This window comes from Synechococcus sp. R55.8, assembly GCF_047461895.1.
GTDB lineage: Bacteria > Cyanobacteriota > Cyanobacteriia > Thermostichales > Thermostichaceae > Thermostichus.
On the sequence record NZ_JANSIB010000019.1, the window covers coordinates 3,572 to 29,533 of the forward strand.

Annotated in this window: 18 protein-coding genes and 1 pseudogene; 13 read left to right on the top strand and 6 right to left on the bottom strand. The window is 60.4% G+C overall.

Annotated features, from left to right (window positions below):
* Positions 1 to 209: 209 nt before the first annotated feature.
* From infB to NW829_RS03350, 4 genes are all read left to right on the top strand, one after another.
* A complete protein-coding gene (gene infB, locus NW829_RS03335) occupies positions 210 to 3,374 on the top strand; it encodes a translation initiation factor IF-2 (RefSeq protein WP_414416438.1) in 3,165 nt (1,054 codons plus the stop codon).
* Positions 3,375 to 3,499: 125 nt separating this feature from the next.
* Positions 3,500 to 5,329: a proline--tRNA ligase gene (locus tag NW829_RS03340; RefSeq protein ID WP_414413029.1), complete on the top strand. Its 1,830-nt coding sequence runs from the start codon at positions 3,500 to 3,502 to the stop codon at positions 5,327 to 5,329.
* A gap of 21 nt (positions 5,330 to 5,350) precedes the next feature.
* Positions 5,351 to 5,968, top strand: coding sequence for a hypothetical protein (locus NW829_RS03345; RefSeq protein WP_414413028.1), 618 nt, complete (start codon positions 5,351 to 5,353; stop codon positions 5,966 to 5,968).
* Positions 5,969 to 5,995: 27 nt separating this feature from the next.
* The gene (locus tag NW829_RS03350; protein ID WP_414413027.1) at positions 5,996 to 6,283 is read left to right on the top strand and encodes a hypothetical protein; all 288 of its coding nucleotides are present in this window, start codon (positions 5,996 to 5,998) and stop codon (positions 6,281 to 6,283) included.
* A gap of 82 nt (positions 6,284 to 6,365) precedes the next feature.
* Here NW829_RS03350 and NW829_RS03355 read toward each other — a convergent pair whose 3' ends face one another.
* Together NW829_RS03355 and NW829_RS03360 are read right to left on the bottom strand one after the other, a co-directional pair.
* Positions 6,366 to 7,415, bottom strand: a complete 1,050-nt coding sequence (locus NW829_RS03355) for a hypothetical protein (RefSeq protein ID WP_238376920.1) — start codon at positions 7,413 to 7,415, stop codon at positions 6,366 to 6,368.
* A gap of 339 nt (positions 7,416 to 7,754) precedes the next feature.
* A complete protein-coding gene (locus NW829_RS03360; RefSeq protein WP_011432751.1) occupies positions 7,755 to 8,213 on the bottom strand; it encodes a hypothetical protein in 459 nt (152 codons plus the stop codon).
* A 205-nt stretch (positions 8,214 to 8,418) separates the two neighbouring features.
* Here NW829_RS03360 and NW829_RS03365 point away from each other — a divergent pair, with 205 nt between their 5' ends.
* A complete protein-coding gene (locus NW829_RS03365; protein ID WP_414416439.1) occupies positions 8,419 to 8,553 on the top strand; it encodes a hypothetical protein in 135 nt (44 codons plus the stop codon).
* Positions 8,554 to 8,960: 407 nt separating this feature from the next.
* On the opposite strand, the gene tkt is transcribed toward NW829_RS03365, so the two are convergent.
* On the bottom strand, positions 8,961 to 10,961 hold the full coding sequence (tkt, locus tag NW829_RS03370; RefSeq protein ID WP_414416440.1) for a transketolase: 2,001 nt from the start codon (positions 10,959 to 10,961) through the stop codon (positions 8,961 to 8,963).
* A 175-nt stretch (positions 10,962 to 11,136) separates the two neighbouring features.
* Here tkt and lipA point away from each other — a divergent pair, with 175 nt between their 5' ends.
* Together lipA and NW829_RS03380 are read left to right on the top strand one after the other, a co-directional pair.
* A complete protein-coding gene (gene lipA, locus NW829_RS03375) occupies positions 11,137 to 12,030 on the top strand; it encodes a lipoyl synthase (RefSeq protein WP_414356252.1) in 894 nt (297 codons plus the stop codon).
* A gap of 91 nt (positions 12,031 to 12,121) precedes the next feature.
* Positions 12,122 to 13,261, top strand: coding sequence for a DUF389 domain-containing protein (locus NW829_RS03380; protein WP_414416441.1), 1,140 nt, complete (start codon positions 12,122 to 12,124; stop codon positions 13,259 to 13,261).
* A gap of 17 nt (positions 13,262 to 13,278) precedes the next feature.
* Here the strand turns inward: NW829_RS03380 and NW829_RS03385 are convergent, their stop codons facing one another.
* Positions 13,279 to 14,523: a dihydrolipoamide acetyltransferase family protein gene (locus NW829_RS03385; RefSeq protein ID WP_414416442.1), complete on the bottom strand. Its 1,245-nt coding sequence runs from the start codon at positions 14,521 to 14,523 to the stop codon at positions 13,279 to 13,281.
* Between the two features lie 81 nt (positions 14,524 to 14,604).
* The gene (gene ppsA, locus NW829_RS03390) at positions 14,605 to 17,070 is read right to left on the bottom strand and encodes a phosphoenolpyruvate synthase (RefSeq protein ID WP_414416443.1); all 2,466 of its coding nucleotides are present in this window, start codon (positions 17,068 to 17,070) and stop codon (positions 14,605 to 14,607) included.
* A gap of 337 nt (positions 17,071 to 17,407) precedes the next feature.
* On the opposite strand from ppsA, the gene NW829_RS03395 reads away from it, so the two are divergent.
* The 6 genes and pseudogenes from NW829_RS03395 (at position 17,408) to NW829_RS03420 (ending at position 22,479) form a co-directional block, all read left to right on the top strand.
* Positions 17,408 to 18,361: an RluA family pseudouridine synthase gene (locus tag NW829_RS03395; RefSeq protein WP_414331111.1), complete on the top strand. Its 954-nt coding sequence runs from the start codon at positions 17,408 to 17,410 to the stop codon at positions 18,359 to 18,361.
* A gap of 291 nt (positions 18,362 to 18,652) precedes the next feature.
* Positions 18,653 to 19,831 (top strand): transaldolase, encoded by a 1,179-nt coding sequence (locus NW829_RS03400; RefSeq protein WP_414416444.1) that lies wholly within the window; start codon positions 18,653 to 18,655, stop codon positions 19,829 to 19,831.
* A gap of 50 nt (positions 19,832 to 19,881) precedes the next feature.
* Positions 19,882 to 21,363 (top strand): annotated as a pseudogene (locus NW829_RS03405) (cobaltochelatase subunit CobN); the annotation flags it as partial.
* Positions 21,364 to 21,413: 50 nt separating this feature from the next.
* Positions 21,414 to 21,725 carry a DUF2605 domain-containing protein gene (locus tag NW829_RS03410; protein WP_041436371.1) on the top strand — a complete coding sequence of 104 codons (312 nt, stop codon included), beginning with the start codon at positions 21,414 to 21,416 and terminating at the stop codon, positions 21,723 to 21,725.
* Positions 21,725 to 21,988, top strand: coding sequence for a DUF2973 domain-containing protein (locus NW829_RS03415; RefSeq protein WP_414344596.1), 264 nt, complete (start codon positions 21,725 to 21,727; stop codon positions 21,986 to 21,988). Before NW829_RS03410 ends, NW829_RS03415 begins: the two co-directional genes overlap by 1 nt.
* Positions 21,989 to 22,053: 65 nt before the next feature.
* Positions 22,054 to 22,479: a GerW family sporulation protein gene (locus NW829_RS03420; RefSeq protein WP_414344594.1), complete on the top strand. Its 426-nt coding sequence runs from the start codon at positions 22,054 to 22,056 to the stop codon at positions 22,477 to 22,479.
* A 5-nt stretch (positions 22,480 to 22,484) separates the two neighbouring features.
* Here NW829_RS03420 and NW829_RS03425 read toward each other — a convergent pair whose 3' ends face one another.
* A complete protein-coding gene (locus NW829_RS03425) occupies positions 22,485 to 25,796 on the bottom strand; it encodes an AAA family ATPase (RefSeq protein ID WP_414416445.1) in 3,312 nt (1,103 codons plus the stop codon).
* Positions 25,797 to 25,962: the final 166 nt, after the last annotated feature.

Below are 25,962 nucleotides of genomic sequence, written 5' to 3' on the forward strand. Positions count from 1 at the left end.
TACTGGATGTCCCCTGTGGATGTTGCCAGAGCAGCTTCAGACCTGGGTTCCCTTCAGGCCGGATCCCCGGAGGATTGCCGAGCTGTTCTCGATGCGCCGGAGGAAGCCCCCGCAAGCCCGAAAGGTTCGGCTCAACCCAATAACTTGGTTCCCATTGAGTTTGGATAGTAAAACTGACGAGAAGTAAAGGAGCAGAGGCTAGCAGACGAATGACCGATAAAGTTCGAATTTATGATATTGCCCGTGAGATGGGGCGTGACAGTCGGGATGTGCTGGAGGTTTGTGAGCAACTGGGGATCCCTTTCAAAACCCACAGCAGCACCATTTCTCCGGAGCAAGCTGAGTTGGTGCGCAGCAAGCTGGGCGCCCCCCACATTGTGAAACCTCCTCGACCCCGGCCCAAACCCCCATCTGAAAACCTCCCGCCGGAGCCTCCTGCTGAAGCCAAAGTCGGTGAGCGCCCTCAGCAGAAAGTTCCCGGCACCGCCAGCGCGATCGTCGGCATTCGTCGGCCCGCGCCTGCTCAGCAGCCAGCTCCAGTTGGCGAAGCCAAGACTGCTGAAACTCTGCCGGCTGCCAAGCCCTCGCTGTCTCGACCTGAGCGAGTCTCCCCCGAAAAGGGATCGGCTGGTGGTGCTCAGCTCATAGGCCCACCGCGGCGGCAGGTTACCCCTCTTGTCCGCTCGTCTGAGGCCACCCAAAAGCCGGAGACTGTTTCTCAACCGGCAACCCCTCCCACTCCCTCTGAGTCTGCCGCGGCCAAAGCCAGCGGCTCGGAGCCCAGTCCTGTGGCCAAGCGCCCAATCGTACTCTCGCCCCCTCAACGAGCTACCTCCAGGACAAAACCGCCGGCAGAGCGGCCTGAACCGCCGCAAAAAGCTCCCGAGCCCAGTCGCCCCAGCCCCTCAGAAGCACCATCCCCCAGCCACGCCCGCGTTCCTCAGCCTGCGGAAGAAAAAGCTCCTTCTCCTCCACCTGCGCAGCGCCCCCGTCCACAACTGGTGAGCGCACCCGTTCGCCCTGGCACGCGCTCCCCGGCAACCAAAGAAGACAGTGTCAGCAGCAGCAAAGTCGGTGAAGCTCCTCGTCCGCAGCGGCGGATGGAATTGGTGGGGCCCCCTACCCGTCCTGTGGCCAAGCCGGCTCCCCCTGAGCCAGATGCTGCCTCTCCCTTGCCAGAAAGAATCCCTGGGGAACGTCCCAGCCCAGTGTTGGCGGAGGCTCCCGTAAGACCTACCCCACCCAAGGTCAAGCGCAAAACGGAAGAAGAAGAGGACGACGAGCTACAAGCTCTCAGTCGGCGGGCTGCCCGCGTCCAAGCCAAACGCAAACGCAGTCGGAGACGGGGGGAAGGAGATGGAGATGGTTTGGATTTGGATCCCATGACCATCATTTCAGCGGTCAAGCAGGCTGAGCTGAACGCCCTCAAGCCCTTGGCTCGCCCCACCGCCAAGCCTCCTTCCTATCGCCCACCCGCGGCAACGGCTGCTCCCCCTGCCCGCCCCCGCCCTGCTGCCCGTTTGCAGCAGCAACCTACCTCCGCTGAGGCTGGTGCTGCCGATCGCGCTAGCGGGACAGAGCCCTTGCCCGAAGAGAAGGTGTTGCTCTTGGATGGCAGCCTCACCGTTCAGGAATTGGCCCATCGCCTGCGCGTGGCCGAAACTGAGATCATCAAAACCCTCTTTTTCAAGGGGGTGATGGTGACCATCAACCAGGTCTTGGATGAGTCGCTGGCCGAGTCGGTGGCCAAAGAGTTGGGCTATGAGATTCGCCGACCCGAGGCAGAACCCGAGGCCAAAAAAACCGAAATGCTGGATGTGGAGGACATCGACCATCTGGTCTCGCGTCCGCCGGTGGTGACCATCATGGGCCACGTGGACCACGGCAAAACCACTCTCCTCGATGCCATCCGCGACACCAAAGTGGCGCAGGGAGAGGCTGGCGGGATCACCCAGCGCATCGGTGCCTACCATGTGGATGTGAACTTTGAAGGCCAGAAGCGGCGCATCGTTTTCCTGGATACTCCTGGCCACCAGGCTTTTACCGCCATGCGCGCCCGGGGAGCCCGCGTCACCGACATTGCGGTTTTGGTGGTGGCCGCCGACGATGGGGTACAACCGCAAACTCTGGAAGCGATCAGCCATGCGCGGGCGGCTCAGGTGCCGATCATCGTGGCCATTAACAAGATCGACAAACCCGGCAGCCAGCCGGAGCGCATCAAGCAGCAGTTGGCGGAGCATGGCCTATTGCCAGAAGAGTGGGGTGGGGATACCCCGATGGTGGAGGTGAGCGCTCTCACCCGCCGTAACCTGGATGCTCTGCTGGAGATGATCCTATTGGTGGCCGATGTGGCGGAGCTGCAGGCCAACCCCAATCGTCCCGCTCGCGGCACGGTGATCGAGGCCCACTTGGACAAAGCCCGCGGGCCAGTGGCCACTTTGTTGGTGCAAAACGGCACCCTGCGGGTGGGGGATACCCTGGTGGCCGGCGCAGTGCTGGGCCGGGTCAAGGCGATGATGGACGATCGCGGCCAGCGGTTGCAGGAAGCCGGGCCCTCTTCGGCGGTACAACTGCTAGGCCTGGATGAAGTCCCGGCAGCCGGGGATGAGTTTCAGGTTTACACCGACGAAAAAGAGGCCCGTCGCATTGCCCAAGAGCGGGCGGAGGTGCTGCGGCAAACCCGTCTACAACAGGCGCTGCTGTCTCGTCGCGTGAGCTTGGGTAGCGTTTCCGCCAAAGCCCAAGAAGGTCAGCTCAAGGAGTTGAACTTGATCATCAAGACGGATGTCCAGGGATCCGCCGAGGCCATTCAGACAGCGCTGCGGGATTTGCCCCAAGAGGAAGTCCAGTTGCGGGTTCTGCTGGCGGCCCCTGGCGAGATCACGGAAACCGATGTGGATTTGGCTGCGGCCAGCGACGCCATCATCCTCGGTTTCAACACCACCCTGGCCCCCGGCGCCCGCCAGGCTGCCGATGACAAGGGCGTGGATGTGCGGGAGTACGACATCATCTACAACCTGCTGGACGATCTGCGGGCGGCCATGGAGGGCCTGCTGGAGCCGGAAGAAGTAGAGGAGCCGCTGGGTCAGGCGGAGGTGCGCATGGTGATCCCCATCGGGCGCGGTGCGGTTGCCGGCAGCTATGTGCTCTCGGGCAAGGTGCAGCGCAATGCTCTGGTGCGAGTTCGCCGCAGAGGGGAGGTAGTTTACGAGGGACGTCTAGACTCCCTGAAGCGCTTCAAGGACGATGTGCGGGAAGTGGCTGCGGGCTTCGAGTGTGGGATCGGCATCGACAAGTTCCAATCCTGGCAGGAAGGCGACATCATCGAGGTGTACCAGATGGTCACCAAGCGGCGGACGCTGGCCTCTGTCTAGCTTCATCAAGGCACTTCAGGTTGGCCTGCCGGTCAGGCCTGTGTTCTCGGGCAGAGGATCCCAGACAGGGCGGGAAAGTTTGAGCTGATCGTGCGAGCGGGAGGAGTCCTCAGAGGGGGGAATGGATGCAACAGAGCCAGAGACTGAGCCAGATGCTGTTTGTAACGCTGCGGGAGGATCCCGTTGAGGCCGAGCTGCCCAGCCACAAATTGCTGCTGCGGGGCTGCTTTATCCGGCGGCTCTCCCCAGGGATCTACACCTATCTGCCGCTCCTCTGGCGGGTGCTGCAAAAGATCTCGGAGATTGTCCGGGAGGAGATGAACGCCATCGGCGCTCAGGAGTGTCTTTTGCCCCAGCTGCAGCCGGCAGAGATCTGGCGGGAGTCGGGCCGCTGGGAGGTGTACACCCAGGCGGAAGGGATCATGTTTGCCCTTAAGGATCGCCAGGGACGTGAGCAGGCCCTAGGCCCCACCCATGAGGAGGTGATCACCTTGCTGGCCCGGGATCTCATCCGCTCCTATCGCCAGTTGCCGCAGACGCTCTACCAGATCCAGACCAAGTTCCGGGATGAGATTCGGCCCCGCTTTGGCCTAATGCGAGGGCGGGAATTCATCATGAAAGACGCCTATTCCTTCCACGCCAACGAGGAAAGCCTGCGCCAGACCTACCAAGATATGTACCGAGCCTATAGCCGCATCCTCAGGCGCTGTGGGCTGGAGTTTCGCGTGGTGGATGCTGATGCCGGGGCGATTGGGGGGCCATCGGCGGCCTCGCAGGAGTTTATGGTGCTGGCCTCTGCCGGAGAAGATGAGATTCTCTACACGCCCGATGGCTCCTATGCTGCCAATGTGGAGAAGGCCGTCTCCATCCCGCCGCCAGCGGCAGAGTCTCCCTACACCGCCTTCCAGGTTCTGGATACGCCGGGAACCGAAACCATCGAGAAGCTGGCCGCTTTCCTAAAAATCTCCTCTACCCTGATCGTTAAAAACGTCCTCTACCAAGCCCTCTACGACAACGGCCTGCGGGTGGCAGTGCTACTGAGCATCCGTGGGGATCAAGAAGTCAATGAGGTCAAACTGGCCAACCACCTCAGCCGCCTGGCAGAGCGCTACCAAGCCAACAAGCTGCTCAAGCTCACCTTGGCGGATGCCGAGATCCAAAACAGTTGGCAGGGGGATCCCATCCCGGTGGGCTACATTGCCCCCGACTTGCCGGATAGCTGTTTGGGCCCGCAGAAAAACCTTGCCCCCCAGATCCTGCGCTTGGCCGACCAGACGGCAGCTCTGCTGCAGAACTTTGTGACCGGCAGCAACCACGTGGGGCGGCACGTGGTGGGGGCCAACTGGGGCGAGCAATATCCCCTGCCGGAAGTGGTGGATGTGCGCAAAGCGCAAGCGGGGGATCGGTGTTTGCTCAACCCCGACCAGATTCTGGAAACGGCTCGTGGCATCGAGATCGGCCATATCTTCCAGTTGGGTCTCAAGTTCTCACTGCCGATGCGGGCCACCTTTACCGACGAACAGGGATCCGAGCAGCCCCTCTGGATGGGCTGTTATGGCATTGGGGTATCCCGCTTGGCCCAGGCGGCGGTGGAGCAATCCCACGATGCCAATGGCATCATCTGGCCGGTGGCCATTGCCCCCTATCACGTAGTGGTGGTGGTGCCCAACATCTCCGACGCCGAGCAGATGAGCGTGGCGGAAAAACTGGTGCAGGATCTCGCTACTGCCGGCATCGAGACCCTCTGGGATGACCGGGACGAGCGGGCCGGCGTCAAGTTCAAGGATGCAGATCTCATCGGGATCCCCTATCGCCTCACCACGGGGCGCAGCCTCAAACAGGGCAAGGTGGAACTCAGCGAGCGGGCCAGCGGCCAAGCCACGGAAATTCCCATTGAAGAAGTGGTGACTACCCTGAAAGAGCGGATTGAAGCAGCCCTAGCTGTGCCGGACTGAGCGTGGCTTCTCCTGAACTCCATGCTGAACATCTCCATTCTTAAAGAAGACGAATCCTATACTTTTCGCTCTTATTTTGAGATGCCCTACGAGCCAGATGAAATCTTGGCTCAGTTCGGCTATCGACTGGAAATTGGGGAGTGGACATGGCCTGTTGCCCCTGCGCCGCCGCAAACCCCAGTTCTGAAAGATCGGATCCGACAATTGTTACCTTTGGTTAGCCTCACCAGCGAAACAGCGCGGCGGGAATTGCTGGTGGCTCCTGTGCTGACCGAAGTGGCTCTCCATTGTCGAGTTCCTTTGCGGCTGGAGTATCCCCTGATGGTCAACAATTGGTTGAAGGGCAGCCTCGATTATCTGTTGCGAGGGAAGAACATCCTGCTGGTGGTTGAAGCCAAAAAGGACGATCTAACGCGAGCCTTTGTGCAAATGGCTGTAGAAATGATTGCCCTGGCGCAGGTGGAGCAGCAGGCTCAGATCTACGGTGCAGTGACGATGGGGTCTATCTGGCAGTTCGGACAAATTCTTGCCCATCAGCAGGTGATCAAACAAGACTTAACGCTGTATCGGGTACCTGAGGAGCTAGAAACCATTGCCGGCATTCTCACTGCCATGGTCAGCAGCCCTAGCCAATCGTGAATTAAAAGCGTGAATTAAAAGTAAGTCATGGATCGAAAAACAGTCTGGTTTGCCCTAAAATTGATGCTGGCTGCTGCCGGGATCAGCACAGCCATCAAGTATGGTGGCCCTTACTTGGCCTTGCCGGAGCAAATACCGGTGGTGATCGGGATGATCGTTTTGCCCACCCTGATCGTGGCCGGGCTCCTGTGGCGCTGGCAAATGCAGTCTCCTCTATCCAAAACTCCCCTACAAGCCGGCAAGGGATCCCTGGGAATTGAAGATGATAGAGCCTTCACCCCCAGCCCTTCTCCCAGGGGAGAGAGGGAAGTCTGAACTGCTGGACATGGAAGGCTGCCCAGATCCCTTGATGGGTGGGGGGAAGTCTATCGGGATGGGCTGGGATCCCTTGAACCCCTTACTGCTGGGTAAGGCGCAGGGTTACCGTTGGGCTGGTTTGGTTGCCGGAAGTGGCCGTGAGATTCACCTGATACACCGTGCCAGAGGCCGGAATGGGAGGTCGAACGGTGATGGTGAAACGGCCCTGGGCATCTGCCTGCACCGTTTGGTTGGTCACGGTCTGTTGGGCGCTGATGATGCCGCCCAGAGAAGTAGAAGCCGTTACATTCACCCGCACCGAAGCATTGGGAGCTGTAGTGCCCTGCAGCGTAAACGAAGAGCCGGAAACCCGATCCCCATCCTGCAGGTTGGTGATCTGAGGCAAGAGGGGGCTGGGGGCGCTGACCGTGGCGGAAACCTCTTGGGTGGTCAGCCGCTGGATGCCCCCGGTGGCCCCTTCGATCAGGCGGGCCGGTTGTTCGGCGGTCATGAAGCGCACTTGGCCGCCATTTTCCAGGCGGGCGACGACGATCCCTTCCCGGGTGGTATCTTTCGCCTCGATTAGGGCGTTCACTACATAGGTGCCGCTGGAAACTTCCTGAGCCGGCAAGGTTTGCACTTGCCGTCCATCCTGGATGAGGTAAACCGTTACCCGGCTGGAAGGGGTACCTTTGACGGTGACCAACAGGATTTCTCCCGCTGCCAAAGGGCGACTGCCGGCATTGTGATCCACCAGGTCGATGGAAGCGCGGACAGGGCTGCCCACAGTGAAGCTCCAGGTCACGCGGCGGGTCACCCCCTGGGTATTGGTGAACTCCAGCAGAACTTCCCGGCGCCCCGGCGGCAGAGGTTGGGCAGGGCGATAGGTGAAGAAATCTCGGGTGATCACCGACTGGGACGTGACATCTTGACCATCCAGGAAAACCCTCACCGTTTCCGGGCGCACGCTGACGCCATCTTGGCTGCGGAAAGAAGCCGAGATTGGGGAGGTAGGTTCAACATTGGTGGCCGCTTGAGCTGGGCTGGGATCCGTAATTTGCTGAGCCCTTGCAGGCAAGCTCGACAACCCCACAACCGCAGCACCGATCACCAAGGCCCGGGGAAACCAGGAATACAAGTTATCGCTCATGAGACCATCCAAGAAAAAGATAGAGTACAGACAGACTACACAGGCAACAAGCCCAGAGAAAGGCTAAACAGAGTCCGGCAGAACATCGGCCTCGATATCCTGTTCGAATCCTGTCACAGGGGATGGCCCCTGTCGATACGCCTAAACCTCTGATTGGCTCCCCAATAGAGTCAATTCCAACGTCAAAACCGGGCAAAGTCAACTGCCATCTGCCGTGCCGGATCCCACGTCCATCCTGGCAAAATCCAGAAGATGACTGTAGGTGAGAATGTAAGGGATCCCTTTGAAGGATTTGACTTAACTTGTGTTCGATGGGTAATCGATGGGTATCAGCTCATCTCAATTCACAAAAATAGCCCCTGTCTCTTGCAGATCGAGGCAATGATCGCCGGAGACATCGTTGACCAGCCGCACCTCTACGGTGATCACATTCAAGGGATCCACGCTCACCTGGTAGCCCACAGGAGCCAACATCGGCGTGTTGATGGCCATGCAATTGGGGATCAACAGGTTGCTCAGGCGCAACGTTTCGCCTGCAGGCAGTTCCGAGACTTTCTGGCGGGGATCGGTAAAGCCGTATTCCAAAGGCAGACCGGTGCGATTGCGGATCACCAGCTCTGCCGGCAGGTCGGGGTTGAAGCGGGCCACTGGGCGATCAAAAACCAATTGATCGACACCCACCGGTAAGCGCGGCAACGGCACTGTCTGAAAGGTAGGCTGAGCGGCAACCCAGAGGGATCCCTGCAACAACCCTCCGCCAACCCAGCCGCCCAGCAGAGTCGCCAACGTCAAAACCATTCTTTTGCTCCGTTCTGCATAGCTCATGGCTTTCGCCTCAGGATGTGCTTCCAGACTGGTGGGAGTTGGATCCCTTGCCTGCTTGTATTGTTCCCAAAAACGGCTGGCCGGGCCAGATGGCTGCTGTTTTTTCCAGGGTATGCCCCAACCAGCTAAGATCCCGTGGGGGGGAAGTTAAGTTAGAGTTGGCAATGCAAAGGGAGGCATGGCCATGCCAGCAGAACCGAAAAAGTCGGAGAAAAACTTCTCGTGGAAGGGCAGTGCCGACGCGGGCCGGGCGCTGACGATTTTGGCTGTCGTGGGAGCCGCGGTGATTTTACTGGCGGGGTTCCTACAGTAGGCAAACAGTAGGCAAAGCTGTTTGTGTCTGCAGCCGGCACAAGCACCTCAGCACGGCGGCGGAAGCCAAAGTTTCTTCTTCAAGGCGATTTCAAGGCGATGGTGGCAGCCTGCTCGACTTCCAACTTGCCTTCAAGGATCATCCCCGCCATGGTTGAAGATGTCCTCAAGGCAAAGGTGTTGTCTGCGGGGCAGGAAGCCGCCCTCGACTGCGTTCTCCGCCATGGCTGCCCTACAGAAAGAAGCAGATCCGGATGCTTTGGAAGTCCTGCTGATTGGTTGATGCGAGGTTCGCTACGCCTGTCCGGGTCACGCCGCTGGGCAGCAGGCTCAACAGGGAAAAAAGCCCAGCAGAGAAGGGATCCCTGCTGAGCCCCTTGAAAGCGCCGAGGAAGGGGTAAAGTGCCCTCAGCCCAGCAGCCGGCGGGCAGTGTTGACCACGTTTTCCACCGTGAAGCCGAACTTCTCCATACACACCGGGCCGGGGGCGGAAGCGCCAAAGCGATCGATGCCAATGGCCACCCCCTCAAACCCCAGGTACTTGTGCCAGCCGAAGGTGCAGCCTGCCTCGACGGAGACGCGCTTGGTGACGTTGGGGGGCAGAACCGAGTCTCGGTAGCTCTGGGGCTGGGCCTCAAACAGCTCCATACAGGGCATAGAGACCACCCGCACGGCCCGGCCTTCCTGCTTCAGTTGGGCTGCAGCTTTCACCGCCAGCTCCAGTTCAGAGCCGGTGGCGATCAAGATCAGCTCTGGATTGGGGGCATCCACCACCACATAGGCCCCTTTGGCTACGCCTTCAATGGAGGTGCCTTCCACCGGGTTGACCGCCTGCCGGGTGAACACCAGCACAGAAGGGGTGGTCTTGGCTTCTAGGGCCACCTGGTAAGATCCCACCGTTTCGCGGGCATCTGCCGGGCGCAGCACATAGAGGTTGGGGATAGCCCGTAGGGAAGCCAGTGTCTCAATGGGCTGGTGGGTGGGGCCATCTTCCCCCAAGGCGACGGAGTCGTGGGTCATGACGTGCAGCACCCGCACTTGCGAGAGGGCCGATAGGCGGATGGCAGGCCGCATGTAGTCTGTGAAGATCAAAAAGGTGGCGTCGTAAGGGATGAGGCCTCCATGAAGCGCCATGCCGTTGGCGATGGCTCCCATGCCGTGTTCCCGCACCCCAAAGCGGAAGTTGCGCCCCTCGTAAGATCCGGCCTGAAACTCTGGGATCCCTTTTAAATAGGTCATGTTGGAGTGGGCGAGATCTGCGGATCCCCCCAGCAGTTCCGGCACGGCCTTGGCCAAGGCATTCAGACACAACTTGGAGAGGTTACGGGTAGACTCTCTGCCGGTTTCTGCAATGGGGGCCAGCGCTTCTTTCCAGCCCACCGGCAGCTCCCCGGCCATGATGCGCTTGAACTCGGCGGCCTCTTCGGGGTAAGCCTTCTCGTAGGCGGCGAAGCGCTCGTTCCACTCCGCCTCGGCCTTGGCCCCTTTCTCGATGGCCTGGCGGAAGTGGGCCAGCACCTCGTCGGGAATGTAAAACTCCGGCTCCAGAGGCCAACCCAGGTTTTGTTTGGTGAGCTTCACCTCTTCCGGCCCCAAAGGCGCCCCGTGGACGCTCTCGCTGCCGGCCTTGTTGGGGGATCCGTAGCCGATGGTGGTCTCGACAATAATCAAGGACGGCTTGTTGGTGACTTCCTTGGCTTTCTGGATGGCCTCGGCGATCCCTTTCAAGTCGTGGTTGCCATCCTCTACTTTTTGCACATGCCAGCCGTAGGCTTCATAGCGTTTGCCCACATCTTCCGTAAAGGCGATTTCCGTTCTGCCGTCGATGGAGATGTGGTTGCTGTCGTAAAGCATGATCAGCTTGCCCAGTTGCAGGTGGCCGGCCAGAGAAGCTGCTTCAGAAGCCACCCCTTCCATGTTGCAGCCATCGCCCAAGATCACGTAAGTGTAGTGATCCACAATGGTGTAACCGGGCTTGTTGAAGCGGGCGGCCAGATGGGCCTCGGCAATGGCCAACCCTACCGCATTGCCCACCCCTTGCCCCAGCGGGCCGGTGGTCACCTCCACCCCCGGAGTTTCAAAGTTTTCCGGGTGGCCGGGGGTTTTGGAGCCCCACTGGCGGAACTGCTTAATGTCCTCCAGGCTTACATCGAAGCCGGTTAGGTGCAGCAGCGCGTACTGCAGCATGCAGCCGTGCCCCGCCGAGAGCACAAAGCGATCCCGATCCACCCACTTGGGGTTGCGGGGGTTGAACTTCATGAACTGCTGCCACAGCACATAGGCCATGGGTGCTGCTCCCATCGGCAGGCCGGGGTGGCCGGAGTTGGCCTTCTGAACAGCATCCACCGCCAAAAAGCGAATCGTGTTGATGGCAAGTTGTTCCAGAGAGGGAGGAGCAGCAACAACCATGTGGGATCCCTATCGCTCGACATTTGCTTTCCAGTATGCCGTGTTTTGGGTCGTGCTTCCGAGGCGCTAGGGATCAATTGGGCCGGGAAATTGGCTTTGTCCAAATTCCAACGGGGCCAAATGGCAGGCTAAGCTGAGTGATACCGTCGCTGCTGTTTTGTGCTGGAGCACTTCTTTGACCGTTGTTTCTTCTTCTCCTGGCGGCAAACCCTCCTGGCTGCGGGCCAAGGCCCCTCAACGGGTGGGATCCGTCCAGCAACTGCTGCGGGACTTGGGCCTGAACACGGTTTGCGAAGAGGCTTCCTGTCCCAACCTGGGGGAGTGTTTTGCCAACGGCACCGCCACCTTTTTGATCATGGGCCCGGCCTGTACCCGCGCCTGCCCCTACTGCGATATCGACTTCACCAAACGCCCTCTGCCCCTGGATGCCACTGAACCCCTGCGGGTGGCAGAAGCAGTGGAACGCTTGGGATTGCGCCATGCGGTGATTACGTCGGTGAATCGGGACGACCTGCCCGATGGGGGAGCCAGCCAGTTTGTGGCCTGCATTGCGGAAATCCGCCGCCGCATGCCCCAGACCACCATCGAGGTCTTGATCCCAGACCTATGTGGTAACTGGCAGGCGCTGCAGCAGATCTTGGCCGCCCGACCGACGGTGCTCAACCACAATACCGAAACGGTGCCCCGCCTCTATCGCCGTGTACGCCCGCAAGGGAACTACGAGCGCTCCCTCAAACTGTTAGAGTTGGCACGGCAATGGGATCCCGGCCTGTACACCAAGTCAGGGGTGATGTTGGGTCTGGGAGAGACAGCCGAGGAGATCTTGCAGGTGATGCGGGATCTGCGCCGGGTGGGTTGTGACATCCTCACCTTGGGCCAGTATCTGGCTCCCAGCCCCAAGCACTTGCCGGTGGAGCGCTACGTTCCCCCCGAAGAGTTCGACCATTGGCGACGGGTGGGAGAGGAACTGGGCTTTTTGCAGGTGGTGTCCTCCCCTCTCACCCGCAGCTCTTACCATGCCGAGGCCGTACAAGATTTGATGCGCCACTCTCCCAAAGGGGGATCCTGAGTAGCGGCTCTCCACCAAGTTAGACTGCTGAAAGCCCGAGGCTGGTGTGTTCCTGACACCGCCAAGGAGACCCAAGACCGGGAACCCAATCATGGATATGAACAGGATCCCTCCTTCTACTAGCAGCAGCTCAGAAACCGGCTTGGTTCCCTCACCCCAGGGTTGGCCACAGCCTCTCCGCTGGCGGCCACCACTGGTCACTCCAGAAGAATATGCCGAGTTGATGGTGGGATTGATGCGGGAGTCTCGCCTCAGCCTGAACTACTTGATGTTGGTGCTCGGCTCCTGTGTGATTGCCACGTTGGGGTTACTGGCCAATAGCCCGGCCGTGATCATTGGGGCGATGATCGTGGCTCCTTTGATGCTGCCGATTCGCGGCATGGCCATGGGGGCTTTAGATGGGAATGTGGTCTTGTTTCGTACAGGCATCCTGTCTTTGACCGTGGGAACTGGTATTGGGGTGGGGGTGTCTTTCCTGCTGGGGTGGTGGGTAGGTCTTCCCAATTGGGGCAGCGAAATTTTGGCCCGCACTCAACCCAACCTGTTGGATTTGGGAGTGGCGCTAGCAGCAGGGGGAATTGGCGCTTTTGCTAGGGTGCGTAAAGAGATCGCCGACAGTTTGGCAGGGGTTGCGATTGCTGTGGCCTTAATGCCGCCGGTGTGTGTGATTGGTTTGGGACTGGCCTATGCCGACTGGGAGATCAGCCTAGGAGCAACCCTGCTCTATTCCACCAACCTGTTGGGGATTGCCCTGGCTTGCATGGTTACGTTTTTGCTGATGGGCTACGCCCCCTTGCACAAGGCCCGTTCTGGATTGGTGTGGATGTTCGGTTTGGTGATGGTGTTGCTGGTGCCGCTGGCAGCCAGTATGACTCAACTGCTGTATCAATCTCGGTTGGAATGGGCGCTACGAACCGCCTTGCTAAACAGAACCATCACCTTCCAACGGGTAACCCTATTGCGCAGCGAGTTTAACTGGGTGGTCAATCCCCCAGAAGTAGTGCTGTCGGTACGAGCAGACGAGCCGGTTACCCCCAGGCAGGTGACTTTGCTGGAGGAATTTGTGGCGGCGGAGGTAGGTCGCCCCTTTACCCTGATTTTTCAGGTGGTACAAGACCAAGAGGTGCGCCGAGAAATGCCTGCCCCAGAAGAGCCTGAGTCGGATCCCGAGGTTAACCCTACAGAGGCAACTCTTTCCCCACGACCGAGGGGGATTATCCCCCCCTACTGAATCGCCGGGTGGGCTTGCTACAACGTCAGGGATCCCACCTTGTGCTCTATGAGCTGCGCCAGATCTTGCAGGAAGGCCGCTGCATGGGCGCCGTAGATGACACGGTGATCGCAGGTAAGGTTCACTTGCATCTGGGAGCGGATGGCAATGGCTTTTTCCGGCGTCGCCACCACCGTGGGGCGAGAAGCGCCGATGGCCAAAATGGATCCCTGGTTGGGGGGCAAAATGGCATCGAAGCGATCCACCCCAAACATGCCCAGGTTGGAGAGGGTGAAGGTGCCGCTGGTGTACTCCTCTGGCTGCAGTTGCTTACGCCGCGCCCGCTCCACCAGATCCTTCCAGCGGCGGGAGATCTCGTACAGATCAATCCGATTGGCTTGCTTTAGGACAGGAGTGATCAGCCCGCCATCCTCCATGGCCACCGCCACCGCGATGTTGATATCGGCTTTGTAGTGGATCCCGCCTTCTGTGTAGCTGGCATTCAGAAGGGGGTGCTTCTCCAGGGTCATGGCCACGGCTTTGACCAAGAGGGCCGTCAGGGTGACTCCTTTGGGCTTCACCTGTTGGTAGAGGTGATCCAGGCTATCGGTGGTGATGGTGTAGCCCACGTGGAACACCGGCACGCCCAGGCTGGCGTTCATATTGCGCACCACCGCCGCTTGTAAAGTGCTGAGGGGAACCGTTTCTCCCAAGGGGACAGCCACAGGAGTTGGGGACGTAGGGGCTGGGGCAGAGGGGGCAGCCACTGCAGGAGCGGAAAGGGCCGCTGCCCGCTCCACGTCTTCGGCTATGATGCGACCGTTGGGGCCGGAGCCGCGCACGGTGCGCAGATCGATCCCCAGGCTCTCCGCCAGTTTTTTCGCCCGTGGAGAAGCCACGATCCGCTGGGATCCCGATCCATTTTGGAGGGCAGGGGTGGGAGCAGGAGCAGGGCTGGCTGATGGAGCTGCGGGAGGGGGTGCCACAGGGGCAGCTCCGGCAGAGAGGGCCTTGGCTTTTTCCTGGGCCTGGGCCACTTCTGCCTCGCTTTCGGCAATCAGGGCAATGGGGGCGCCCACCGGGGCTGATTCCCCTGCCGGCACCAGGATGCTGGCCAGGATGCCGCTGTGGAAGGACTCCACGTCCATGTCCGCTTTGTCGGACTCCACCACCAGGATGTTTTCTCCTTTCTCCACGCGGTCGCCGGGGTTCTTAAGCCAGGTGACGATCTTGCCCGTTTCCATGGTGGAGCTGAGGGCCGGCATGGAGAGTTCGTGGATCATCGATGGGGATGGGAACACAGCAGAAGAGATTGTAACTCAGGAGACGGGATCCCCGCGCACGTCTCTGGGCCGGCTTTGGGCTCACCGGGTGCCAGCCGCTTCTGCTTCGGCCACCACCAGCAGGGTTTTCAACAGGGAATCGGGGTTGAGGCTGATGGAATCGATCCCTGCTTGCACCAGGAAGCGGGCAAATTCAGGGTAGTCGCTGGGGGCCTGCCCGCAGATGCCGATCTTGCGGCCATGGCTTTTCACCGTCTGGATTACCTGGGCGATCATCCGCCTGACGGCCTCGTTGCGCTCGTCAAAAAGGTGGGCCACCAGGGCTGAGTCGCGATCCAGGCCCAGAGTGAGCTGGGTGAGGTCGTTGGAGCCGATGGAGAAGCCGTCGAAGATCTGGCAAAACGCGTCGGCCAGGATGACGTTGCTGGGCAATTCACACATCACGTACACCTGCAGACCGTTTTCTCCCCGCACCAGGCCATGGCGGGCCATCTCTTCCAGCACCTTGTGCCCCTCTTCCGGCGTGCGGCAGAAGGGGATCATCAAGATCACGTTGGTCAGGCCCATCTCATCCCGCACCCGTTTCATGGCCCGACACTCCAAGGCAAAGCCCTCACGGTAGCGGGGATCCGTGTAGCGGGAGGCCCCCCGCCAGCCAATCATGGGGTTTTCCTCGTGGGGTTCGTAGCGGGATCCCCCCAACAGGTGGGCATACTCGTTGCTCTTGAAATCCGACAGCCGCACGATCACCGGCTTGGGATAGAAGGCGGCGGCGATGGTGCTCACCCCTTGGGCCAGCTTATCCACAAAGTATTCAGGCTTATCGGGATATTGGGCGGTCAGCTCCGCCAGGCGAGGCTCCTCCTTCACCGCCTGCTCGTAGTTGAGCAAAGCCAGCGGGTGGACCTGAATGTGGTTGGCAATGATGAACTCCAGCCGCGCCAGCCCCACGCCATCGCAAGGGATCCCGCTGAGGCCGAAGGCTTTTTCTGGGTTGCCCACATTCATCATCAGCTGGGTGCGGGGACGGGGCAGCTCCTCCAGCGGGATCTCCGTCACCTCATAGGGCAACAGGCCCGGGTAGACCCGCCCTTCTTCCCCTTCGGCGCAGGAGACGGTGATGGGCTCGCCGGAACGGAGCACCTGCGTGGCGTTGCCGCAGCCCACAATGGCCGGGATCCCCAGCTCGCGGGCGATGATGGCCGCATGGCAAGTTCTGCCCCCCTGGTTGGTGACGATGGCGCTGGCCTTTTTCATGATTGGCTCCCAGTCGGGATCCGTTTTTTCGGTCACCAGCACCTCGCCGGCCTGAAACTGATCCGAGCGGCGCACATCCAAAATGACGCGGGCTGTGCCCTGGCCAATGGCCTCGCCTACGGCCCGTCCCCGCACCAGAGGCTCGGGCTGCGCCCCAGGCTGGGTGAAGCGATAGGTGGTCAGCTGGTTGGCCCCTTTTTGCGACTGCACCGTTTCGGGGCGGGCCTGGACGATAAACAGCTCGCCGGTGATCCCATCTTTGGCCCACTCGATGTCCATGGGGGTGAAGCGGCCCCGCAGCGCCGAGTAGTGCTCTTCGATCAAGCAGGCCCACTGGGCCAATTTGAGGATTTCCTCATCCCTGAGGGCATATTGCTTGCGCAGGCTTTCGGGGACGGCCACGTTTTTGGTGGAACGGGATCCCCCCTCGTCGTAGACCAGCTTCAGGGCCTTGCTGCCCAGCTTGCGGGAGAGGATGGGGCGCAGTCCCTGCTTGAGGGTGGGTTTGAAGACCACGTACTCATCGGGGTTGACGATCCCTTGCACCACGTTTTCCCCCAGGCCGTAGGCGGCGGTGATCAGCACCGCATCTTTAAAGCCGGTTTCTGGGTCGATGGAGAACATCACCCCTGAGCAAGCCAGATCCGAGCGCACCATCTTCTGCACCCCCACCGAGAGGGCTACTTGAAAATGGTCAAAGCCCTTGATCTGGCGGTAGGAGATGGCCCGGTCGGTAAACAAGCTGGCAAAACAGTGGTGACAGGCATTGAGCACTGCCCGCACTCCACGCACGTTCAGGTAGGTCTCCTGCTGGCCGGCAAAGCTGGCATCCGGCAAGTCTTCTGCCGTGGCACTGGAGCGCACCGCCACATCGGTGTCGGGGCCGTAGCGCTCGCACAGCTTTTGGTAGGCTTCGGCGATGGCCTGCTCTAGCTGAGGGGGGAAGGGAGTTTGCAAGATCAAGGTGCGGGCAGCCTTGCCCCGCTCGCGCAAATTTTGGACATTCTCAATGTCTAAGTCTTTGAAAATCTCCTGCAACTTCTCCTCTAGGCCCGCAGAGGCGATGAACTGGCGATACGCATGGGCGGTGGTGGCAAATCCTGTCGGCACCTGGATCCCCTTTGAGGTGAGCTGCTGCAGCATTTCTCCCAAGGAGGCGTTTTTCCCGCCCACCTGGGCAACGTCCCGCAGCCCCACCTCCGTCAGGGGCAAGACCAAAGGCGGCTCTGAGCCAAGCTGGGGTTGAGAGGGTTGCTGAAGCTGGGATCCCCTGGTTGCTCCATCCGACATGTCTTACCTCCTTCTTAGATCCATTGAGCGATCCATTGAGCCAACGCCAATTGCTGGGGTGTGCTGTGTTGTCGGCTTGGGATCGCTCCCGGCTCTCCTATGCCAACACTCGGCCCAACTCATTCTTGGTGGGCCATAACCTCACTCTAGTCAGGATTTTCTGCCCCTTAAAATTGCCCAGGGATCCCCCCAAGAAGGCTTAGAAGGCGATGAGACAAGGCAGATCCCCCCACCACCTGCCTGCGGAAGTTGCTGCAAATCTTCGACCTTTTTTACTCAGTGCAAAAGTAGCCGGGCTGCCACAATGGTCAAAGAAGTCAATTTGGGCAACAACGGCATGGAGGGCCACAAGGAGGCTGCAGCAGACATTCGCCAGATCAGGGTGACGGAAAAACAGCAGGGCTTGCGGCTGGATCGAGGATTGGCAGAGCAACTGCCGGAGCTGTCGCGGTCGCGCCTGCAGCAGCTTATCCGCCAGGGCCAGGTTTGGCTCAATGGGCAGCCCTGCCGGGATAAGGATCGCCCCCTGCAAGCTGGGGATGAAGTCGAGGTGCGGATCCCGCCAGCCACCCCGACTGCCCTGCAGCCGGAGCCGATCCCCTTGGACATTCTTTACGAAGATGACGATTTGCTTGTGATCAACAAGCCCCGCGGTTTGGTGGTGCACCCCGCCCCCGGCCACGCCAGTGGCACCCTGGTGCACGCCCTGCTGGCCCACTGCCCCCATCTTTCAGGCATCAACGGCGAGCTGCGTCCAGGTATTGTCCATCGCCTTGACAAAGACACCACTGGTGCCCTGGTGATTGCCAAACACGATCAGGCCCACCAGCACCTACAAGCCCAGATCCAGGCCAAAACCGCCCGGCGCATCTACTTGGGGGTGGTGTTTGGCCGGCCGGCCCAAAGCCAAGGCACCGTCTCTGCCCCCATTGGGAGGCACCCGGTGGATCGGCAGAAAATGGCCGTCCTGACCCCTGGCCAAGGGCGAGTGGCGGTAACCCACTGGCAAGTGTTGGAGCGGCTGGGCAACTACACCCTGATGCAGTTTGAGCTGGAGACCGGGCGCACCCATCAAATTCGGGTGCATGCTGCCCACATGCGCCTACCCATTGTCGGGGATCCCCTCTACACCCAGAGCAAAACCAGCCCTGTTAAGCTGGGCGGCCAAGCTCTCCATGCCTGGAAGCTCTCCTTTGTTCACCCGCGCACAGGCCAGCCGCTGCAGTTTACCGCTCCCCTGCCGGAGGAGTTTGAGCGGCTCTTGCGGCAGTTGCGCAGCCAGGCGGGCTAGGCAGCCTCTGGGGTTTCCCCCTTGCTTTGCCTGGTCATTGCAAACGGCTGTGGAACAGCTGGTTGGTTGATCCCCAGCTCCCCTCGCCCGCAAGGGGTGAGGGTCAGCGGCGAAGGGTCTTCATCTTGTTTGAAACGAGTATGCCCAGTTGTCCCCACACCCGTGGGGGTGAACCCGGCCAGAGAAGAGAATTAAGACAATCTCACATCTGCTGGGATCCCTTGCGTGGATGGGTAACACTGGGACTAGGTCGCAGAAGCGGCGCGGAGTGCGATCTCTAGGGAGGGGAGTATGAGCAAGAGCTTGCTGGAGCAGTTACGAGAGATGACCGTCGTGGTCGCCGATACGGGGGATATCAACGCCATCGAGAGCTTTAAGCCGCAGGATGCCACCACCAATCCCTCTTTGATCACAGCGGCTGCCCAAATGCACCAGTACCAGGGCATTGTCGATGAAACCTTACTCAAGGCCCGCCAAGAACTGGGATCCAAAGCCGACATCAAAACCGTGGTGGCCCACGCCATCGATCAACTGGCCGTGGCCTTTGGCGTGCGCATTTTGTCCATCATTCCTGGCCGGGTCTCGACGGAGGTGGATGCCCGCCTCTCTTACGACACAGAAGCCACAGTTGCCAAAGCCCGCCATTTGATCGAGCTCTACAAGGCGGCAGGAGCGGATCCCAAGCGGGTGCTGATTAAAATTGCCTCGACTTGGGAAGGGATCCGGGCTGCCGAGATCCTGGAGAAAGAAGGGATCCACTGCAACCTTACCCTGTTGTTTGGCTTGCACCAAGCCATAGCCTGCGCCGAAGCGGGGGTGAAGCTGATCTCGCCCTTTGTAGGCCGCATCTTGGATTGGTATAAGAAACACACGGGCCGGGAGAGCTATCCCCCTGCCGAAGATCCGGGGGTGCAATCGGTAACCCAGATTTACAACTATCTGCGCAAATACGACTATCCGACCGAGGTGATGGGGGCCAGCTTCCGCAACATCGGGGAGATCATCGAGTTGGCCGGCTGTGATCTCCTGACCATCTCGCCCGCCTTGCTGGCGGAGCTGCAGAACACCGAGGGTTACCTGGAGCGCAAACTGGATCCGGAAAAAGCCAAGAAAATGGACATCCCGCGCCTGGTGATGGATCGAGCTACCTTCGACCAGATGCACCGGGAAAACCGCATGGCCTCAGAAAAGCTGGAAGAAGGGATCCAGGGCTTCTCCAAAGCGCTGGAGGTGCTGGAAAAACTGCTCACCGAGCGGCTGCAGAAGCTGGAGGGTGCCAAGGAAACCATTACCCACGCCGCCCAGGATGTCTTCCGCCTCTACGACCTGGATGGGGATGGCTTCATCACCCGCGAGGAGTGGATGGGGGCAGATCGCGTTTTCGATGCCCTGGATACCAACCAAGATGGCAAAATTACCCCTGAGGAAATGTTGGTCGGCCTAGGGGCGGCGGTCTATCTGAAGAATTAGCCGCTGGCAGCCGGCCTGGGAAAACCTCAAGGTCTATGGGCGAGAACTTTCGCCACATCGGAGACGGGGTGGCCGCCCTGGAAGCGCAAGCCCGCCGCTGGATTGCCCAGCGGCTGCAAGGGATCCCTTACGATCCGCCGCCGGGGCCAGCAGCCAGGCAGGTGCTGCATTGGATCGAGACGGATCTGCTGCCGCGCCTGCAGCAAACCCCCCAGGAGCTGGAGAACCTGCTGCATGGGCTAGGGGGCGGCTATGTGCCCAGCGGCCCTTCCGGCGCCCCCACCCGAGGCCGAGTGGACGTGTTGCCCACGGGGCGCAACTTTTACTCGGTGGACATTCGCGCCATCCCCACCCCCACCGCCTGGCAGGTCGGCTCACTGGCCGCCGAGCGGCTGGTGGAGCGCTACGTGCAAGAGCAGGGGGAATATCCCCGTCGCCTGGGCCTATCCGTTTGGGGCACTTCAACTCTAAGAACTGGCGGCGACGATTGGGCCGAGGCCCTGGCGCTCTTGGGGGTCAAACCCCGCTGGGATGGAGGACGGGTGGTGGACATCGAGATCCTGCCTGTAGCGGTTTTGGGCCGCCCCCGTGTGGATGTAACCTTGCGCATTTCTGGCTTCTTTCGCGATGCCTTTCCCAATCTGATTGCCCTGTTTGACCGGGCCGTGCAGGCCGTGGCTGACCTGGAGGAGCCAGAAGCCGACAATCCCCTGCGGGCCCACGTGCTGGCCGATACCCAGTACTGGCAGGAGCAAGGGATCCCAACGCAAGCAGCGGCGGAGCGGGCGCGGCTGCGCATCTTCGGTTCCAAGCCAGGGGCCTACGGGGCCGGCCTACAGGGGCTGATCGAGGCGCAAAACTGGGAAACAGAAGCGGATCTGGCCCGCGCCTACCTCAACTGGAGCAGCTACGCCTACCGGGCCGATGGCGAGGGAGAGCCGGCCCCCGAAGCCCTGCGGCGGCAATTGGCCCACCTGCAAATTGTGCTCCACAACCAAGACAACCGCGAGCACGACCTGCTGGACTCCGATGACTACTACCAGTTTCAAGGGGGGATGGTGGCGGCAGTGCGAACGCTCCAGGGCCGCAACCCGCGGATTTACTTCGGGGATCACGCCCGTCCCCACAACCCTAAGATCCGCACCCTGGCCGAAGAAATTGACCGCGTCTATCGCGCCCGCGTGATCAACCCCAAGTGGATTGCCGGCGTGATGCGCCACGGCTACAAGGGCGCCTTCGAGATGGCTGCCACCCTGGACTACCTCTTTGCCTACGACGTCACCACCCATGCTGTGCCGGATTTCATGTACGCCGGCCTGGCCCGCGCCTACCTATTGGATCCCCAAGTCCAGCAGTTCCTGCGATCCCGCAACCCCTGGGCGCTGCGGGACATGAGCGAGCGGCTGCTGGAAGCCCACCAGCGGGGCTACTGGCAAGAGCAGGCCCTGGAATTGCTGCCTCAGATCGAAGCCCTGATGCTGGAGATGGAAGCCTACCTGGAATCCCGCTCTCCCGTGGCGAGAGAAGGTTAAGTTCTGCTAAGATTTTTTCATCCAAACCAGTTGTGGAGGGATCCCAGGCCATGAGCAAATCTGAGCTGTTGCGAGAGATTCTGGGGCCACTGTTGGAGGACTACCGCTACTGGTTTGAGCGTTCTCGCCGCTTTTTGCAGGAAGAGACCCTGGAATTGATCAGCCCAGAAGAGCAGCAGTCCTTGCTGGAAGAGGTTTTGGCTGCCCAGGCGGAGCTACAGGTAGCCAAAGCGCTTTATCAGGCCTCTGATCAAGAGGTTGGCATCGACCCTGGGCTGATGGCAAAATGGCATCGCCTGCTGATGAAATGTGCCGAATTGGGCCGTCAATTTCGCCAGATTCACCCCTCCCCCGACCTGTAATGCTGCAGATTCTCTACCTCATCGCTTTTGTGGCCATTGCCTTTTTGGCCCTGCGCAACTTGGTTACCAATGTCATCACACTGGGCGTGGAAGAGCGCAAGGCCTCTCCTCGTCGTGCCCGCAAGCGGATCCCTCACCCAGAGCTGCTGGATGAAGATGGCAACCTCACCGAGGAGCCTCTATTGGTGATTCGCTCGGCCAGCTTGGAAGAAGCTCGCAGCCGTTTGGAAGATCTCTATTCCGGCTCGCCGGACGAAGATTAGGGGAGTTTCTTGGGCTTTCTCTCTTGGGCGTGGCTGCACTAGCCTGGGAAGGTACTGCGCGCGATTTGCCCGAGCGTCTGGTGGGCGAGTCAACGGAGATGGGATCCGACTTCAACGTGGAATCGGTGCTGGAGGCGGTGCTCGGCAAGCTGAAGGTTTTGGCGGAAACGGGACAAACCTTTGGTCAGCCGATCACTATTGGTGAGACGATTATTGTCCCTTACATGTCCTTGCATTTTGGCTTGGGTGGGGGAGGGGGTAACTTTGGAAAGACTGCTCCTGGCTGTCGCGGCAACGGCGGGGATCCGGCCAGTCTGTTCGGGGGAGCGGGGGGCGGGGTGCGCATCGAGCCAGTTGGCTTTCTGGTGATCCGAGGCGAGCGAGTGGAGCTGCTGACCACCGTCCAGAAGCCCGACCAGTGGAACCAACTCAGCGAGACTCTGGTGCCCCTGTTGCAGCAGTGGCTGCAAAATCGTGCCGGCAACTCCTGAAGGGACTAGCCGCGAATGGAGAGGCGGGATCCCTGGGGAGAGGGTTGTACCTCAATGCGGCGGGGGAAAGCATCCTGCAGGCTGGGGATGTGGGTGATCACCAAGATGCAGGCAAAGTCGGGGGCGATGGCGTTGATGGCGGCCAGCAGTTGGGCGCGTCCGGTGGCATCCTGGGATCCAAACCCCTCGTCGATGAGCAGCGTTTGCAGATCGGATCCCGAGCGCTGGGTGAGCAGGCGGGACAAGGCCAGGCGAATGGCGAAGTTGATGCGGAAGGCTTCTCCGCCGGAGTAGGTCTCGTAGGGGCGGGTGCCGTGGGGATCGGCGATGAGGATGTCGAGGGTGTCGCAAGAGCTCCGTCCGGCTACCGAGAACAGCTTGGCCGGTGAGCAATAGCGTCGCCCGGAGCGCTGGGTTACAAATTGCAGGTGCAGGCGGTGTTGGGTCAGGCGGGCCAAGATCTGGTTGGCCTGGGCTTCCAGCTCCGGCAGGACATTTTCGACGATCAGGGCGGGGATGCCGTTGCGACCATAGGCATTGGCCAGCTCTTGGTACACCTGCTGCTGGCGGCGGGCCTGCTGCAGTTGTTGTTCCAGCTCGGCTTGCTCCGCCTGCTGTTGAACCGCCTGTTGTAGCCGTTGCTGGGCAGCCCCTATCTGAGACAGCACCTCATCCAGCCGCCGGCGGTGCTCCCGCAGGGTTTGGCGGATCTCTTGTAGGCGGGCTGAGGAAACGCTGGGTTGCTCGGCCAGTTGTCGGTGAAGCTGTTCCAGCTCTTGGGTGGCTTGGGCAAAGTGCTGGCGGCTTTCCTGCAGGCGTTGGGATAGGGCTTGGGTGCGGGCTGCCACCTCCGGCAGTTCCTGGCGGGCCACCTGTAGGGCTTGCAGACGCGCGGGCCAGAGCTGAGCTTGGGCCAGTTCGGCTTTCACCTGCTGGTGCAGGGATCCATCGTAGCCCAGGTGGTTTAACGCCTGTTCCACCTGAGCCAACCGCTCCGCCAGGGGAGAATCCGATCCCACTGGCGGGACGGAGTCCTTGGATACCGCCTGTTGCAGGGTTTCCAGTTGTGCCTGTAGAGATGCGATTTGCTCGCAGAGGCGAGAGCGGCGCTCTTGGGCCTTGCGGAGTTCTTGAGAGCGGCCCAGGGCCCAGCGCCAGCGCTCCAGTTCTCCCCGTTGTAGGGCGTGCTCGCGCTCGTCATAGCCCAGTTGGTGCAGGGCCTGCTGGATCTGCTGGAGCTGTTGCCGAGCTTCTTGAGCGTAAGCTTCCCGGTCAAGGATTTCCCTCAACTCTGCCGCCTCTGCTTGCCAGAGCTGGATTTGCCGACAGCGCTCCTGCTCGGCTTCCCACTGCTGTTGCAATCGCCCTTGAAGGTGCAGGCGCTCATCCCAAGTGGCCAGTTCTTGGCTAAGACGGCGGTATTCTTCTTGCAAGAGTTCGATCTCCCGGTCGGCCACCGCCAGTTGTTCGCGGATAACAAACAGTTGGCCGGCAATTTCCTCTTGACGCTCGCGGTGTTTTTTCAGCACCACATCCCGCAGGCGCAGGCTGAGGGGACGGCTACAGAGGGGGCAAGTCCAGTGGCGACGGCGCTGCGGAGCCATAAGGCTGGATCCCTGCGGCTCTGGTGTTGGCGTTGCGGGGGATGACTCGGCAGGCTGGCCGACAGAAGATAGGGCCGGGGATCCCTCCTCTTGTTCTGCTGCCTCCTCGACAAGGGCTGTCACCCTCGCCAAAGTGGGGATGGGGCGGCGCTCTCCCTGATCTTGTTCGCCTCGCGGAGCACTTTGAACGGGAAACGCCTCTTGACCTTCATCCCAGCTGGTCACCAACAGGCGGCAGCGTTCTTCTTCCTGTTGCCACTGTTGCTGGAGAACCCGCTGGCGTTCCTGGAGCTTTTGCACGAACAGCCGTCGTTCTTGGACTTTTTCCAACACCCGCTGCTGGTAGAGACGCCGTCGCTCCAGCTCTGCCAAGGCGGCCTCTCCTTCGGCGATTTTCTGCTCCAGTTGCTGCTGCTGTTGGGCTAGAGTTTCCTGGCTTTGTAGTTGCTGGCTGAGAAGCTGAACGCGGGCTTGCAGGCGTTCCCGCTCGCGGCGGATTTGCTCTTGCCAATGCTGTTGCTGCTGGAGAAGGACGGCGGCTTGAGCTTGGGCTTGGTTCAGGGCCTGGAGACGCTCTTGAGCTTGCTGGTAGTGGCGCAGGCCGATTTCGATGCGCTCCTGTTCTGCCAGCAATTGGGCATCGGCTTGGGCCTGGGCTTGGCAGGTGGCCAACTCCTGTTGCAGCCGTTGCATCTTGCGCAGTTGCTGCTGTTGCTGCTCTGCTTGCTGGGCTTGCAGCTTTTGGCGTTCTTGGAGCAGATGCTGCTGTTGCTCGAAGAGGTGGTGGAGATGGCGATCTTGGGCCATCAGGGCTTGGTAGCGTTCGTAACCCGCCAGGATGTCTTCACTCTGGGCGATCAGCTCTTCCAACTGGAGCAGGTGCTGTCGCTGGGCACGCCACTGTTGCTCGGTGTGCTGTAGGTTGGTGCCGAGCTTTTGCAAGTGTTGGGTAAGGTGTTGGTGGCGCTCCTGCAGGATGCAGCGATGTTCGTAGAGGCGCTCTAGGGCTTGCAATTCCTGCTGTTGCTGGGCTAGGAGCTGCTGCAGATGAGTTTGCCGTTGTTGGAGTTGCTCCAGTTCGGCTTGAATTTGGCCAAGGTGGGCCTGTTGTTGGTCGAGCTGCTGCAGGCGCTCTTGGAGCAGATCCGCTTTGAGCTTGGCGCTGCGTGCCCGTTCCCGACAGCGCTCGGCCAGCAGATCGTACTGCCCCAGCTTGAGCATGTCGGCCAAAATTTGCTTGCGCTCGCCAGGACGCTTCAGGGTGAAGGCATCCGCTTGTCCTTGTCGCAGATAGGCGGAGTGAATAAAGGTCTCGTAGTCGAGGCTGAGCTGACTTTGAATGGCCTGTTGGGTGGCGCGCATGCCGCGGCGGGTTAGGCTGCGCCAGCGAGGTTGGCCGTCGGTTTCTCCGGTTTGAATTTGCCACTCCAGGGATCCCTCGCCCGATAGATGACGGCTGCGCAGGATGCGGTAGGTTTGTCCTCGGGAGCGGTAGATCACCTCTACCCAGGCTTCGCTGGCCCCCTTGCGGATGAGATCGCTGTCGTTGCTGGCCCGGCTTTGCCCCCAGAGGCCCCAGGTGAGGGCGTCGAGCAGGGCAGACTTGCCTGCCCCATTGGGGCCACAGATACAGGCGGTGTGGATCCCGCGCAGATCCAAAACGGCGTGAGCGTAACAGAGAAAATTGTGCAAGGTTAGGCGAACCGGGATCACGGAAAACTCTGAGGGGCTCTGGTTGCTGGAAAAAATGAGGTTGAGCCATTTGATCCAGAGTATCGCGTCAGCGGTGGGGAGCAACGAAGTGAGGAGAGAGGAGTGAGGATACTCCCTTCTCACTACTCTCCGTTCTTTTCTCTTTTCTCTCTTGTCTCTCTTGAGA